Annotated in this window: 17 protein-coding genes; all 17 read right to left on the minus strand. The window is 53.3% G+C overall.

Annotation, left to right across the window (positions count from 1 at the left end):
- Window positions 1–10 precede the first annotated feature (10 nt).
- The 17 genes from GDA54_05405 to thiO all read right to left on the minus strand — a co-directional run bounded on the left by GDA54_05405 (window position 11) and on the right by thiO (window position 15,434).
- Window positions 11–1,093: a phospho-N-acetylmuramoyl-pentapeptide-transferase gene (locus GDA54_05405; GenBank protein MBC6497738.1), complete on the minus strand. Its 1,083-nt coding sequence runs from the start codon at window positions 1,091–1,093 to the stop codon at window positions 11–13.
- A gap of 3 nt (window positions 1,094–1,096) precedes the next feature.
- Window positions 1,097–2,557: a UDP-N-acetylmuramoyl-tripeptide--D-alanyl-D-alanine ligase gene (locus GDA54_05410; GenBank protein ID MBC6497739.1), complete on the minus strand. Its 1,461-nt coding sequence runs from the start codon at window positions 2,555–2,557 to the stop codon at window positions 1,097–1,099.
- Window positions 2,557–4,140, minus strand: a complete 1,584-nt coding sequence (locus GDA54_05415) for a UDP-N-acetylmuramoyl-L-alanyl-D-glutamate--2,6-diaminopimelate ligase (GenBank protein ID MBC6497740.1) — start codon at window positions 4,138–4,140, stop codon at window positions 2,557–2,559. The genes GDA54_05410 and GDA54_05415 overlap by 1 nt, the downstream gene beginning before the upstream one ends.
- A complete protein-coding gene (locus GDA54_05420; protein ID MBC6497741.1) occupies window positions 4,137–5,759 on the minus strand; it encodes a penicillin-binding protein 2 in 1,623 nt (540 codons plus the stop codon). Before GDA54_05420 ends, GDA54_05415 begins: the two co-directional genes overlap by 4 nt.
- On the minus strand, window positions 5,756–6,094 hold the full coding sequence (locus GDA54_05425; protein ID MBC6497742.1) for a hypothetical protein: 339 nt from the start codon (window positions 6,092–6,094) through the stop codon (window positions 5,756–5,758). The genes GDA54_05420 and GDA54_05425 overlap by 4 nt, the downstream gene beginning before the upstream one ends.
- Window positions 6,091–7,056 (minus strand): 16S rRNA (cytosine(1402)-N(4))-methyltransferase RsmH, encoded by a 966-nt coding sequence (gene rsmH, locus GDA54_05430; protein ID MBC6497743.1) that lies wholly within the window; start codon window positions 7,054–7,056, stop codon window positions 6,091–6,093. The genes GDA54_05425 and rsmH overlap by 4 nt, the downstream gene beginning before the upstream one ends.
- A 22-nt stretch (window positions 7,057–7,078) precedes the next feature.
- Window positions 7,079–7,612 carry a division/cell wall cluster transcriptional repressor MraZ gene (locus GDA54_05435; protein ID MBC6497744.1) on the minus strand — a complete coding sequence of 178 codons (534 nt, stop codon included), beginning with the start codon at window positions 7,610–7,612 and terminating at the stop codon, window positions 7,079–7,081.
- Window positions 7,613–7,817: 205 nt separating this feature from the next.
- Entirely contained in the window at window positions 7,818–8,234 is a 417-nt protein-coding gene (gene rsfS, locus GDA54_05440; protein ID MBC6497745.1) for a ribosome silencing factor, read from the minus strand.
- A gap of 5 nt (window positions 8,235–8,239) precedes the next feature.
- Complete coding sequence (locus GDA54_05445) at window positions 8,240–8,935, minus strand: nicotinic acid mononucleotide adenylyltransferase (protein MBC6497746.1); 696 nt, start codon at window positions 8,933–8,935, stop codon at window positions 8,240–8,242.
- A gap of 48 nt (window positions 8,936–8,983) precedes the next feature.
- Window positions 8,984–10,306 carry a glutamate-5-semialdehyde dehydrogenase gene (locus GDA54_05450; protein ID MBC6497747.1) on the minus strand — a complete coding sequence of 441 codons (1,323 nt, stop codon included), beginning with the start codon at window positions 10,304–10,306 and terminating at the stop codon, window positions 8,984–8,986.
- 71 nt (window positions 10,307–10,377) lie between these two features.
- A complete protein-coding gene (gene proB / locus GDA54_05455; GenBank protein MBC6497748.1) occupies window positions 10,378–11,169 on the minus strand; it encodes a glutamate 5-kinase in 792 nt (263 codons plus the stop codon).
- Between the two features lie 12 nt (window positions 11,170–11,181).
- Window positions 11,182–12,291: a GTPase ObgE gene (gene obgE / locus GDA54_05460; protein ID MBC6497749.1), complete on the minus strand. Its 1,110-nt coding sequence runs from the start codon at window positions 12,289–12,291 to the stop codon at window positions 11,182–11,184.
- 5 nt (window positions 12,292–12,296) lie between these two features.
- Window positions 12,297–12,557: a 50S ribosomal protein L27 gene (gene rpmA / locus GDA54_05465; protein ID MBC6497750.1), complete on the minus strand. Its 261-nt coding sequence runs from the start codon at window positions 12,555–12,557 to the stop codon at window positions 12,297–12,299.
- The gene (gene rplU, locus GDA54_05470; GenBank protein ID MBC6497751.1) at window positions 12,547–13,020 is read right to left on the minus strand and encodes a 50S ribosomal protein L21; all 474 of its coding nucleotides are present in this window, start codon (window positions 13,018–13,020) and stop codon (window positions 12,547–12,549) included. Before rplU ends, rpmA begins: the two co-directional genes overlap by 11 nt.
- 62 nt (window positions 13,021–13,082) lie before the next feature.
- Entirely contained in the window at window positions 13,083–13,919 is an 837-nt protein-coding gene (locus GDA54_05475; protein ID MBC6497752.1) for a thiazole synthase, read from the minus strand.
- A gap of 17 nt (window positions 13,920–13,936) precedes the next feature.
- The gene (thiS, locus tag GDA54_05480) at window positions 13,937–14,221 is read right to left on the minus strand and encodes a sulfur carrier protein ThiS (GenBank protein ID MBC6497753.1); all 285 of its coding nucleotides are present in this window, start codon (window positions 14,219–14,221) and stop codon (window positions 13,937–13,939) included.
- Window positions 14,181–15,434, minus strand: a complete 1,254-nt coding sequence (gene thiO, locus GDA54_05485) for a glycine oxidase ThiO (protein MBC6497754.1) — start codon at window positions 15,432–15,434, stop codon at window positions 14,181–14,183. Before thiO ends, thiS begins: the two co-directional genes overlap by 41 nt.
- Window positions 15,435–15,449 lie beyond the last annotated feature (15 nt).

A 15,449-nucleotide genomic window follows, 5' to 3' on the forward strand; every position in this document is an offset into this window, starting at 1 on the left:
CCTATCCTCCCTAGCGTATCTTGAGGCTTGCCAAGCCTAGCAAGGTTAAAATGGCGGAGATAATCCAAAAACGAATAACAATGGTCGCCTCTTGCCAGCCCTTTTGCTCGTAATGGTGATGGAGAGGTGCCATTAAAAACACGCGGCGGCCTGTCAATTTGTAAGAGAGCACCTGCACAATGACAGACACCGTCTCCAAGACGAAGACGCCGCCGACAATCACAAGGACAAACTCATGCTTTGCGATGACGGCAATACATCCTAAGGCACTGCCCAGAGAGAGAGCGCCCATATCACCCATAAAGACCATCGCTGGCGGCGCGTTATACCAAAGAAACCCTAAACATGCCCCTATCATCGCCGCACAGAGAACAGCCAATTCGCCACTCTCAGCAACATATGTCAGCTGCAAATAGGAAGAGAGGACGACATTGCCCACAACCCATGCGATCACAAGAAAACACGCCAAACAAAACATCAAAGGCACAATGGCAAGACCATCCAAACCATCGGTTAAGTTAACGCCATTGGCAGAGCCTGTAATCACCAACACCATAAAGGGAATGCTCCATAAGCCTATATCCAACGATATATCCTTAAAGAATGGGAATAAGAGTTCTGACGAATAATCAGTATAGCTGTAGAGGACAAAGGCCGCCGCCACCACCACAGCACTCTCCAGCAAGAGACGCGTCCGACCACGCAAGCCTCTATGGGACAGCTGTTTTATCTTATGGTAGTCATCCATGCCACCGATACAGGCAAAGGCTAACATGACGCCAATGGTAATCCACACATAGAGGTTGCTCACATCCACCCACAACAGCACAGAAGGCAGTGTTGATAAGAGAATCATGCTCCCGCCCATCGTCGGTGTCCCCCTTTTTGTGAGGACATGACGCACAGGCCCATCGTCACGTATGGGTTGCCCATAGCCTTGATGACGCTTAAGCCAACCGATGACATGAGGACCGATGACAAAACAGATGAGGAGTGACGTGAGCAACGCACCAAAACAGCGGACGCTGATATAGTGAAATAAGTTGAAAGGACCAAAGACGCTCGATAAAGGCGTCAAGAGAGCATGGAACATAAGCTATGTCGTCCTCCCTCGTTGTCTGAGCGCGCCATCCTCGCCCACCCCCCGATTCAAGGCGTAGAGCCTGTCCCGTATTGTTCCCATGTTCTGAGACGCTGAGCCTTTTATCATGACGACATCACCATCACGCACAAAGGCACAGAGCGTATCACCTGCCCTATGGACATTATCCACATAGGCATATCGTTTTTCTGTGGGGAGCATCGACGCGCAATAGGCCATCCACGTCCCACAGCACACAACGGCGTCGATGGCCAGCTTGGCAATGACATGGGCGAGTTCCTCGTGACGCATGCGCGGCTCTGCCAATTCGTCCATATCGCCTAGCACGGCAATACGCCTTCCTTTCGGCTTTTTGCTGTCAATATCGGTGAGAGTCTGTAAGGCGACCGCCATCGAGGCTGGCGATGCATTGTAACTTTCATCAAGGAGCGTCACAGAACCGCCTTCAGGCAAGGGAATCTCTAGCACCATGCCTCGCCCTTCGAGAGCCTCATGCGTCGCCAGCGCTGCCAGTGCCTTCGTCATAGATAAGCCACAGATTTTAACGACACAGAGTGCTATTAACATATTCATGGCGTTATGCTCACCCATCATGTTCAAAGAAAAAGAGAGGGGCGTTTCTCCTCTATAACAGAGGCGACCACGTCCTGTGCTTCTCTCATAAGAGAGGAGACGCATGGTGGCGTCCTTGTGCTTCCCAAAAGACATGATATTACTGATGCCTCGGTCTCGCGCCTTCCCTTCGAGCCGCTCGTAAAAGGCATCATCTCGGTTCAGGACAGCCCAACCATCGTGACGGGTCGAAGAAAAAATCTCTGCCTTGGCGTCACATATGTCCTCCATCGAAGAGAAAAAGGCCGAATGGGCTTCACGTATATGGGTTATCACCGCAATATCAGGGCGTAACCAGCGACTGAGGGTTTCTATCTCGCCTTTGTGATTCATGCCACATTCAAAAACCCCATAGCCACCATCAACGGGCAAACAGGCAAGGGCAATAGAGACACCTAACGCATTATTGTAGTTACCTGTGCTCTTATGGACATCTGCCTGACATGAGAGGGCTGTGGCGATAAGTTCCTTTGTCGTTGTCTTGCCGACAGACCCCGTCACCGCGCAGATAACGCGCTGACTTTGTGTCCTTGCATAGGAGGCCATAGCGCGCAATGCATCCTCGCAATCATCCACAAGAATCGATGCCATAGAGGAGGGAATATCCACAGACTCCAGAGAGACGAGTGCCACAGGAGAGCCTTTCTCATGGGCATGCTGTATATAAGCGTGCCCATCTTGACGCGCGCCTCGAAGGGCGACAAACATATCACCATCACACAAGAGACGCGTATCAATGGCAATGCCTCTCGCTTGCCAATCTCTCTTCCCGCCGACAGTTTTCATCCCCACGGCATTGAGACGCTTCTCATGCCACAAAACGCGTTCCTTCGCACTCGTCATCACGCAACCGCCTCCCAACGTGGGGATAACGCACAGCAGCTATGGACGCATGCTTCATCGCTGAAGGGAAGAGACTCTCTGCCGATCATCTGATAGTCCTCATGCCCCTTGCCAGCGATAAGAATAATGTCATCACATCCCGCCCCGTCCATCGCATGCGCGATTGCCTGCTCTCGAGAAGGAATTTCCATCGGCGCGCGCGCAAACCCTCCCATAATGTCCCGCCTAATGGAGGAGGCATCTTCGAGACGCGGGTTGTCATCGGTGATGATACTCTTATCCGCCAACATGTCGGCACAGCGCCCCATCTCAATGCGCTTGCCCTTATCACGCTCGCCGCCACAGCCAAAGACGACCCATAGTGACGCATGGCGCGCTTTCCCCACAGATAGAGCGCTCAATACGGCGCGCAAAGCATCTGTCGTATGGGCATAATCAATATAAATCCCACCACACCCATCAGAGGCGCGCGCCACCCGTTGCAAACGCCCTGCCACAGAACGCACATGGCGCACAGCCGCAAAAAGCTCTTCACAGCCCATAGAAGACGATGCCAAAACAATGGCACAAGCACAGAGAACATTCATGACGTGAAATTCAGCCCTAAACGGAATGGCAAGGCGATAGTCTCGGCCATCATAGGTGACGACACACCCATTGCCATCAATCTTGAGGAGTCTGAGGGTGCTTCCGTGAGCGCGTCCATAGCTCATGAGTCGCATGCCTTGACGCGTCAGGGTGTCATGCCAGAGAGCATTCACATCATCATCCAGATTAAACACACAACAGCCATCATCCTCGACAATCTCAAAGAAGAGCCTCGCCTTCGCCCGTTGATACGCCTCCATTGTGACATGGTAATCTAAATGGTCTCGTCCGATATTGGTGCATGCCGCCACATCGATGCGCACGCCATCCAAACGATATTGCGCTAAACCATGGCTCGATGCCTCCATGATGGCGTGGCTCATGCCTATCCCATCGAGCCATGCGAGGGATTCGTGCAGGCGGTAAGAGTCAAGGGTCGTGAGAGACGGCTGATGGTGAGACATGGTGGCCGGTCGGGTGGCGGGCACTCTGGCGTCTTCCTTTGTCTGAACGCCCAATGTCCCTAGAGACGCCCCATGCATGCCACCACAAGCCCATAATTGGCGCGTGAAAGAGGCGACCGATGTTTTGCCATTGGTCCCTGTCACAGCGGCCATATGGGGAGGTTGCCTATGGGAAAACCACGATGCCACCATCAAGGCAAAGCAACGTCTTGGCACATCATCCCACACAAGAAAAAAGGAAGAGAGAGGCGCGTAGCGTTCGATGATCTTGTCTTTACGTCTCTGAGAGACGAGCAAGATACATGCGCCACAAGCGAGAGCATCTTTGACGAATGTCTCACCTTGATGATGTGTGCCATCGAACACAGCGAACAATCCCCCCTTTTGCACCATGCGGGAATCGCACCATAAACCCGTCACATGACATGCCTTGCTCTTTGAGATGACGCCTTCTGTATCGCCTCTCCCTGTCCATAGGAGCGCCCCTTGGCTGACCCCACTATGGTGTAAGAGCTCATAGAGAGTCATCACAATGCGCCTCCATGTCTGTCGTTCTGGTGTAAGCGCATAATATGCTGTGCGATGTCGCGGGCAAGGGGTGTTGCCACCGTGCCGCCACTGAGCGCCTCTCCCGCTGGCGATGTCTGTGGCTCATCCACCAAGACGAACAGCGCGTAACGTGGCTCTTCCATAGGGAACACTGCTACAAAAGACACGACGAGGCGGTCATGGTCATAGCCTCCTATGGACGCCTTCTCTGCCGTTCCCGTCTTACCGCCGATGGTCACGGATGTATCGGACGCCTGCTTGCCTGTGCCATAGATGACAACGTCACGCAAGAGACGCCGCATGGACGCCGACGTCCCCTCAGAAATAACGCGATACCCCGCGACAACATGGGATGACGACTCTGAACGCCCACGCACGATAAAAGGCGCATGATACACGCCGCCATTCACCAAAGAAGCAACAGCTGTGGCAAGATGGAGAGGCGTTATCGCTAAACTATACCCATAGGAAGACGATACCCAGTCGCCCTTATGCCACACGCTGGGGTAACGCGGTGTCCCGCGTTCCGATATGTCTGAGGGAAGGGATTGAAAAAAATGAAAGCGCTTTAAGAAACGTAAATAAGCATCTTGTCCCATGGACAGAGCAACGCGCGCTGCCCCCACATTGGACGAGTAGGTAACAATCTGAGCAAGACTCATGACGGGAAGGCGAATATGGGCGTCGCGTATCTCTATATCGTCCACACGTAGAAAATCACGGACGTTATAATGCCTGTCATACAGGGACGCGCCTCGTTCTAACGCCAACGCCGCCGTGAAGAGTTTAAGAGGTGAGCCGAGCTCGTAAATCCCATGGGTGGCGCGATGAAAACGCGCATTCTCGTCATATTTTCCCGCATAATGGGGATTGTAGTCGGGAAGAGAGACACTCGCTAAAATGCTCGAATCACGCACATCAAGCATGATAGCAACAGCTGCTTTTGGCTTATAGACAGGGATAAGGCTGAGGAGGGCTTGCTTGAGAATATGCTGAAAACGTATATCAACCGTCATATGGACATCCTGCCCCTGATGTAACGCCTCTTGCGATGCATATTCCACACCAGCGAGTCCCTTATGGTCGATATCGGTAAAGCCAACAATATGGGATGTGAGCGCCTTATGGGGATAAAAACGGCGACTGGAACGGACAAAGTGCACGCCCGGAATGGCTTTCTCCATGAGCTGTTGATGTCGTGTCGGCGTCATGTTGCGCTCGAGCCATATGAATTTTTCTCGCCCCTTGAGCCTGTCATAGAGATGATCCCCATCGACATGGGGAAGGACAGACGCCACAGCGCGCGCAAACGTCTCCTTCGCCCTATCGCCATAGATGTCATCAGGATGGACATAGGCTGACGTCGTCGGCAGACTCACCGCCAGCAACACGCCGTTCCTATCGTAGATATTCCCCCGCACAATGTCATGGGTGGCAGACACTGGCGCCTGAGCAGCCACAAAGACCATCACATCGAATAAGCGCCATACTAAAATCATCCCGACACACGCAAAACATACCAAACACATGGTAAGACGCCCACGCATATGCGCATGGGACAAGGCATCGCGACATGCCCAAGAACAAAGACGTCTCTTCATTGGCATGACTCCTCTCCCTCAGCACAATCACGCTGTGCCCATAGGGATGTCTCACGTATAGACGTGGCGTGGTCTGTCGGCACAAGAGCCTCTTCATCCCACGCCTTAGGCCCATGGCGCAAAAAGAGATAACGCTCATTGAGAAAGGCAATACGCCATGGTGCCGACAAGAGACTCCATTCCGCTTCTAAAATACGTAATGACTGGCGCACATCACGCACCGCATGGTCCAAAGCGAGTCGTTCCTTGTCTAAAAGGCGATGTTTCTCCCGTGCGATAAAGGAGGAAGAAATGACAATGATGAAGGCGATGACAAAGAAAAAATATCCCCTCATGCCATCACGCCTCGTGCTGTGATGGGTCGTTTCTCGGCAACACGTAACTTGGCAGAGCGAGCGCGGGGATTGCGCGCCACCTCTTCTCGAGAAGGCGTGATGACGTGCTTGTGTAACAGACGCAAGGACATGGACGGCGTAGAAGAGGCATGAACGCTGTGCGAAGGAGGAACAGCATGGCCCGCATGGAGACGCATAAATCGTTTGACGAGCCTATCCTCTAAAGAGTGAAAACTCATCACCAATAAACGTCCCCCCGCCGTCAGAAGGGACAGGGCTTGAGGAAGGGCTGCGCGTAACTCCTCCAATTCCCGATTGACGTAAAGGCGTAATGCTAAAAAAACACGGGTGGCGGGGTGAAGGCGATGCCGTCTCCCCCCCAATGCTGAGACAACGACATCCGCCAGCTGCAACGTGCGGGTGAAAGGACGCTCCCTTCGCCTATGGACAATCCGTGAGGCAATATGACGGGCACGCCTCTCCTCGCCCAAATGGTAAAAAATATCCGCTAATGCCGACTCTGAGGCGGTATTGACAACATCACCTGCCGACGGCACATGACTCTCCTTCTCACCACCCATCCGCATATCTAATGGCCCATCACGCATGAACGAAAAACCCCGACACCCATCATCCAACTGCATGGATGACACCCCTAAATCGAAAATAACCCCATGCACACACGCATCACCAATGACAGAACGCACAGACTCCTCCAATGACGAAAAACGCCCTTGTATGAAGGAAAAACGCTCGCCAAAAAGGTCACGCACCATGGCACTCCGCCTCATGGCCTCGCCATCACAATCCATCGCGACAACACGACACGGCATGGACGACAATAACCCATAGGAACAGCCGCCAGCCCCAAATGTCGCATCGATATACATGCCGTTCTCACGAACAGAACAGTAAGACAGAATTCTGTCCATCATGACCATACGATGACCCCTACCATCCATGCCTCCATACGCTTTTGTCGTCTCACCCATGTGAACCTCCATTCCTGTGCCTATGCGCCTCACGAGAGACAGACGGCTGTAACGCCCCCATCAAAGGACGCATATGCAAATGAATGCCTTCCTTTTCCCCCTGAGAACGCAAACGCTCTTCCCACAGACGATAGCGTGTCGGCTGCCACATCTGAAATGTCGTGCCAACACCTACAAACAGAACCTCGTCCACAATCTTGGCATGCTGGCGAAATTCCTCAGGCAATAAAATCCTGCCATTAATATCAAAGGCGAGCGGCTTCAGCGCCGCCAAAGACGCCCGCGCCAAACCTAAACGCACATGGGCATCTTCAGGATAATGCGTCATGTCGTCCAAACTCTCAGCAATACGCTCAATACGCCTGTGGTCACACGCCTCTATCATAGCCTCACCAACCCCAGGCCATGCCATGACACCATGAAAATGCTCCTTATCGTGCGTAACCGCCTTACGAAATGATGACGGCACAGAAACACGGAATTTCGCATCTAACTTGTTCGCCACCTGTGAGACAAAAAGCGCCATCCTTATACCTCTGTTGTGCCACAATAGGCATCGTCCTATATTTCATGGGTTATTATAGGATAGTATAGGATTTGACTAAAAAATACAACTTTTTTTCCATAAAGCACCATAGAGCCATCGCCGCCAATGGGCGTCACACCATGCCACAGCGCGCATGGCATGCGTGTCTTCTATGGGAAAACACTCTGTGAAGAGAGGGAAAGCGTCAGAGCGGTTTTTGTTTTTGCTCTGCTGTCGTGGTCGCCTTCGTCTGGGCGTTTTGTGCCATCCTATGGGCGGGAGACATCCATAATTTTTCCAATCTGTAAAAAAGGCGCACCTCTGGCTTGAAGAGATGGACGATGATGTCGCCCATATCGAGGAGCACCCAATCACCCCGCGCCATCCCCTCGATAGCGATAGGCGATGGCGTTTTCCCCTTGAAGCGCCTGATGAGTTTGTCGGCAAGGGCTTTGACATGACGCGCATTATTGCCTGAGGCAATGACCATATAGTCGGCAAGAATAGATTTTCCTTGAAGAGGGATCGTCACAATATCCTCTGCCTTATAGGAGTCGAGATGGCGCGTTATCATGCGCACCTTGTCACGACATGGCACTATCTCCCTATGGGCGTCCCGCATACCGCTCATGGACGTATACCCTTCTGCGCGTCAAAAGACCCCTGAGAAAACTCATGAGAAGACTCATGAGAGGCCCGATGTTCTCTTCGTATATGGGTAGAAGAGATGTCCGTCCTTCCAGCCGTATGAAAGAAAATCCAAGAGGGAGGGCCCATCGCCAGCAATTGTTGTCCTTGTCTCACAGGCTTTCGATAGCGCCGATAGCGATGGGCAAATTGTCCATTAAGGGTCGATGAAGTATAAGGGGGCCTATCGAAAATAGCGAGAGGCACACGCTGCACCAAGAGAGACCATTTGTGCCAAAGCGGGACATCACGCACAACATCAGCGCCCATAATAAAGACATACGCGCATCGACACCAACAGCGGTATCTTTGGAGCAATGTCACCAGCTCGTATGTGGAACGAGCGCGACATTGATGTTCTATCATGCTGACCTTAATCATAGGGAAAGTGTGACTTATCTGACGTGCCTTGTCAACACGTTGCTGATAGGCGCGCAAACTCTTATTCATCTCTTGCTTGAGGGGATTATGAGGCGTCACAAGCCACCATACTTCGTCCAACGCAAGATATTTGTAGGCAAGCACGCTGATATGGACATGGCCTTTGTGAGGGGGATTAAAAGAGCCCCCTAAGAGCCCTATTCTTGGTTTTGCTGTGGAGAGGCCAGAGGGGCTGAGAAAAGGGTTGAGACTCATGGGTATCATGGCGTGTGGTGAGAGGACAGGCCCGTGAAGAAGAGCCTGTCAAGGGCGAATCGACCCATCGGAGTCCACGTGATAGCTGTAACTCGTCAATTGGTGCGCGCCCACGGGCCCCCTCGCATGGAGTTTATTTGTCGAGATGCCTATTTCAGCGCCCATGCCAAATTCACCGCCATCGGCAAATTGGGTCGAGGTATTATGCATGAGAATGGCGGCATCGACACGCCCCATGAATAAACGCACTGCTTCTTTATCCTCAGTGATGATAGCTTCCGTATGGTGAGAGCCATAGCGTTGAATATGGTCTATCGCCCCGTGAATGTCATCAACGGCACGCATGGAGAGGCGCGCCTCCAGATATTCCGTTGCCCAATCTTCATCTGATGCCCTTGTGATAGGATAGCCTGCGCCCTCACCCCATGCGACAATGTCTTCATCGCCACACAGGACACAGCCCGCCTTCTGTAAGTCATCAACCAATCCCGCAAGATGTGTCGCGATGACATCTCTATCGATGAGGAGCGTTTCGGTAGCGCCACAAATGCCGGGTCTACGCATTTTTGCATTGAAGACAATGGCGCGCGCCTTGTCTTTATCTGCCTGCCTGTGAATATAGCTGTGGCATAGTCCCTGAAGATGACGAATGACGGGAATACGGCTCTCTTCCTCCACACGCTTAATCAAAGACGCGCCGCCTCTGGGAACAATGATGTCGATGAGCGTCTGTAAAGACAACAACACACCCACAGCCTCGCGAGATCTATGGGGAATGAGACAAACACAGCGAGGAGGAAGCCCCGCCTCACGCAACCCCTCTTGCATGCACTGCATGATGACAAGGGACGAACGTAAACTCTCTGACCCAGCGCGCAAGAGCGCCCCATTGCCTGATTTAATACATAAGCCTGCCGCATCAGCCGTCACGTTAGGACGCGCCTCATAGATAACGGCAATGACACCTAAGGGAACAGAGACGCGTTTAATACGCAACCCGTTGCCAGCACAAGACCATGACGCCAAGACACGCCCTAGCGGGTCGTCAATATCGGCAATGTTCTCTAACCCCGTCGCCATCGACTCGATACGCGCCTCCGTCAACGCCAAACGGTCGAGTAAAGGCGAGGCGGGAGGTAGATGCTGGCGCGCCATATCACAATCTTGCTCGTTGGCAGACAATATCGCCTTTTTATTCTGACGCAGTTGGCGAGAAGCACAACGTAGCGCCTTGTTGCGACTCTCTTCTGAGGCGTAGGCAAGGGATTGCGACGCCTCCTTCACCTCACAGGCAAGGCGCGTGACGTTGCTGGCAATATCCCCGCCATCATCCCACAAAGCATGCTCCTCACGCCTTATCGTCGACACCATAGCACCCTTGTTTCCATCATTCTCACACCATGTCCATAGATCAGCAAACGGGACTCTCTCTCCTTAGGTCTTTATTGAGGTAAAAACCACGTCTTTTTTCGACTTTTATCATCGATCGTGCGTAAGGGATACGCCTCGTGACCGCTTGCCATGACAACACGACATCCCGCTTGCATGGCAATACGCGCCGCCATCAGTTTCGTTACCATACCACCAGTACTCGCATGGTGGGCAGATAATGTTGCCATCTTTTCTATGGAAGGCGTTATCTCCTCAATAAACGGGATATGGCGCGCATGGGCATGCTGTTGTGGGTTGGCGGTATATAAACCATCCACATCCGATAACAAGACCAACGTATCCGCATCCACCAATTGGGCAACACGCGCCGCAAGGCGGTCATTGTCGCCAAAGCGAATCTCATCTGTGGCAACGGTGTCATTTTCGTTGATAACAGGCACAACACCAAAGGAAAGCAACGTGTCAAACGTATCACGGGCATTGAGGGCGCGTTGTTTTGTCTCCATATCCTCCAAAGACAACAGCGCTTGACCGACCTGAAGATGATGGCGCGCAAGGGCATGATTCCAAGCCGATAACAGCATGCCTTGTCCCACAGCGGCGGCTGCCTGTTGTTGTGCTACATGGTTTACAGCATGGCATCGATGCCCTAAGGCGCGCCGCCCCATCGCCACAGCCCCCGATGAAACGACAATGACATCCTGCCCATGCTGTCGACATAAGGCAATATCCTCTGCCACATTCTGGAGCCAGTCCTCTTTCGTAGACAAGTCGGTCGATTCCACCAATAAACGCGAGCCTACTTTGACAACAAAACGTTTGCTTGTGCTTAATCGTGCCATTGTTCCATCCCCTCACTCTTCGGACATGAGAGGATGCCACGTAAGAGTCTGCGGGGATGTCTGTGCGGGGGCTGGTGTGTCTTCCATAGTGTGCCCGTGGGGGTGTCTGTGGAAACGCATAAGGTGAGCAAGGCGTGTCAACATATCATCGATGCCTGCGCCAGACAGAGATGATATGGCAACGACATCCCCATGGAAAGGGATGTTACGGGCATGCGTCTTAAGATGGGATGTCATCTTTTTTACCTGCATGCGCGCATGGTCTGTATCGATGGCATCGATTTTACTGAGACAAACGACATGGTGCTTATCCAATAAGCCATGCCCATAACAGCGCAATTCATGTATGAGTGTGTCAAAACATGCTGCCACATTGTCGCCAGTGGCATCAATGACATGAAGAAGACAGCGACACCGTTCGACATGGCTGAGAAAACGTATGCCTAGCCCTGCACCCCTATGGGCATGGGCGATGAGCCCCGGTAAATCGGCCATGACAAAACGCGTGTCATGCTGGTCGACCACCCCTAGGGACGGCGCAAGAGTCGTAAAAGGATAGTCACCGATGGTGGGACGCGCGGCGCTCACCTTTGACAGGAGGGTTGATTTGCCCGCATTAGGCATGCCAACCAAGCCAACATCACAAAATAACTTGAGGCGCAACCACACCCAGCGCTCTTCCCCTGCCTCACCCTGAGTCGCCATACGCGGCCTTGTATTTATCGAGCTCTTGAAGCATGTATTGCCAAGCCCGCCACGTCCCCCCCGACAGAGAGTCATCTCCTTGCCTGTGGCATCCATGTCGGCAAGCATGGTCTCCTTATCCTCAGCAAGGACAACGCACCCCAAAGGCACTTTCACAAGAACATGAGGAGAGGACAGGCCATGGCAACGTCTGCCACGCCCATCGCCGCCCCTCGCTGCCTTGTAATGCTGTCGATAGCGAAAATCTAACAGGGTATGGACGCGCGCATCAACCGCCAAAACGACATCGCCTCCCTTTCCCCCATTCCCTCCCTGTGGCCCACCAAAGGGAATGTTCCTCTCTCGGCGGAAACTGACACATCCATCACCGCCGTCACCTGCCTTGACGTGTATTTTGACTTCATCAACAAACGCCACGTCGCTCAGGATATGCTCGGAACGACAGAGACATGCACCCGCGCCTGACGTTTCTTATGAAATGCCACTTGGCCATCACAGAGAGCAAACAAGGTGTGGTCGCGCCCGACACCCACATTATCGCCAGCCTTCCACCGCGTGCCACGCTGACGGACAAGAATGTTGCCAGCCAAAACATGCTCGCCACCAAAACGCTTAACGCCAAGGCGACGCCCCGCCGTGTCGCGCCCGTTACGTGAACTACCACCCGCCTTCTTATGCGCCATGCTGTGTATCCTCCTCTTTCATAGCCTGTCCCACCCCGCCTTGTCGCTGTGACGACTGCGCATGGGTGTACTCCTTCTTGATGTCCGATGACGGCTTTGCCGATAAGGGATGACTTATTTTCCCACCCTTGCCATCTGGAAGAATGGACTCAATCTTTAGTAACGTCATCTCAGCGCGAAAGCCCTTCTTACGGCGATAATTCTGGCGACGCTTCTTCTTAAAAACAATGATCTTAGGGAGGCGCCTTTGCTCTATCACCCGTGCCGATACATACGTGTCTTTCCCCACATCCTCGCCCACACGGAGCATAGCCTTGTCATCGTCAGACCCTAACATCAAGACGTCACGCATAGCAATTTCCTCACCCACATCGGCAGACATCTTATCGACCAAGATATAACGTTGGTCTCTCACCCGATACTGACGCCCCCCATGCCGAACAATCGCAAACAGTGCCGCCACTTTCTCTTCCTCTTAACATATGTCCTCGCCCCCTTGCTATTTAGAGGGATGGGATGGTTCTGTCAAGGTATCGTTGTTTTTTCTTGCCCCTCCCCCTGAGATGTATGGGGTGTCTGAGATGTCATCATTCCTTGAAAGGATGTCGTCTCAATGGCGGTATCGTAACGCTTGGCAATACGCCCCGCCATATAGGCATGGCGTCCTGCGCGCACCGCTTCCGCCATCGCCATCGCCATACGCTCGGGAACACGCGCACCCGCAATAGCCGAATCCACCAAGACACCATCACATCCCAGCTCCATCGCGCGCACAGCGTCCGACGCCGTGCCAATACCCGCATCGATAATGACAGGCACATGACAATAGTGGCATATCAGCTCGATCCTATGGGGATTGCGTATACCCAACCCTGAGCCAATGGGCGCTGCCAGTGGCATGACAGCAACACACCCCATATCCGCCAATTTACGACACAAGATGACATCATCGCTACAATACGGCATGACATGAAAGCCTTGCTTGACTAAAACACGCGCCGCCTCTAACAGCTGCTCGCTATCGGGAAGTAATGTCTGTCTGTCGCCTATGACTTCCACCTTAATCCATGATGTCGCCAATGCCTCCCGCGCCAGTTCTGCCGTCAATATGGCGTCGCGCGCCGTATAACAGCCTGCCGTGTTAGGAAGGCAACGATAGCGCCCCTTGAGCACATGAAAAAAACTATCCTCCGCCTTCTGACGATGACCTAAGCGACGCATCGCCACCGTCACAAAGGCGGGACAGGCCCGCCCATAACACGCCAGCATGACGTCAAGGCTGGGATAGCGACCACTGCCCATCAATAGCCGACTAGACAACGTCTCACCAGCCAGCTGCAACCCGTCATGGGATGGTGTCATCCCCGTCTTAGTGCCCATCATCCACCGGGGACTGCTGTAATGATCTCCACACACTCCCCCCCTCGAAGATGGCGCATGCTCCACTCCTCACGCACCACCAATGTGCCATCCACAGCCACCGCAATCCCTGCGCGCTCGAGAGAAACACCCCATAACGCCAATAAACGCGCCAGCGTCAATGCGCCATCCCAAGAAAACGACTCACCATTGACCATCAGTTGCATCGATTGTCCACTCCATAACAGATGCCCCCTCACGCCATTATAACAGCTCTGCCCTTGATGAGACAGAAGAAGCATCATGTGTCTGCCTCTCTGCCCTTATGGCACAAAGCAGCGTCGATGCCGTCACAGGAGCAAGCAAAATGCCATGGCGATAATGCCCGCACGCGTAAAAAACCCCACGGGGACTCCCCTCTAAACGTCCCATCCACGGAAGAGACGACGACGATTGTGGACGCAAGCCCGTCCATAACGACTCGATGGCCATGTGCTCAACGGCGGGAACCATACGACATGCAGCACGTAACAGGTAAGAAACAGCACCAGCATACATCTCTCTATCCATGCCCCTATCCTCGATGGTTGCCCCCACCAACAGACGACCATCCTGACGGGGAACAAGATAACATCCCTCTCCCCATTCTTGTGCCTTCGTATACATCCACACATGGTGACGGATAGAGGCGGAGTCCTCCATACGTAACGCTATCATCTGTCCCTTGATAGGACGGACGACACCTAAACCCGCGCCTTGCGCTCTTCGCCCATGCCCTCCCCTTATCCCCTCCACATCCATGCTCCACGCCCCCGCCGCCACAATGACATAGTCGCATGCCCATGCCGTGCCAGCGCTCATGACACCAGAGACACGCCCGTTATCCGTGAGCACCGCCGAGACATGCGCCTTCTCATGGATGACACCACCAGATGCTCTCAGCGCTTTACACAACGCCTTGATGACAAGGCGACTATCAACACTATGTTCATCAGGATAATATAATGCCGAAAAGATATTGCCAGTGAGGTGAGGCTCTCGCTGTGTGAGCTGCTCCCGACTGAGCCAGTAGGGCCGCGCATCCTCGTCACATGTCTCGTCCATATGGCTTGCCATATGCCTCGCAAGAGCATGGTGCTCGTCCTTATCATAGGCAAGATGGATTGTGCCTTCCTGTCGGTAATCGATATCGATACCGCTGGCCTCTTGGACATGGCGCGCAAAATCACGCCACAAACGCTGACCGAGCAAACATAACCCGCGCAATACCCCATCGTCATGGGCTTTGCTATCGGCGCGTCCGCTCAACATGCCCGCCGCTGCCCCACTGGCCTCCGCCCCGCATGTTTTGGCTTCAAACAACGTCACATGGAAACCAGCGCGCGCCAAAGACCAACCACATGCGAGACCCTGTATCCCGCCACCAATGACAACAACCTTGCCCCCCCCACCCCTTGCGCCCCCTTGCGCCCAGCATTCCTGCTCCTTGTGCGCCTCCCCTGTTGCCACGTCCATCATCTACAGCACAACGCC

Source organism: Alphaproteobacteria bacterium GM7ARS4 (assembly GCA_014332745.1).
Taxonomy (GTDB): domain Bacteria; phylum Pseudomonadota; class Alphaproteobacteria; order GM7ARS4; family GM7ARS4; genus GM7ARS4.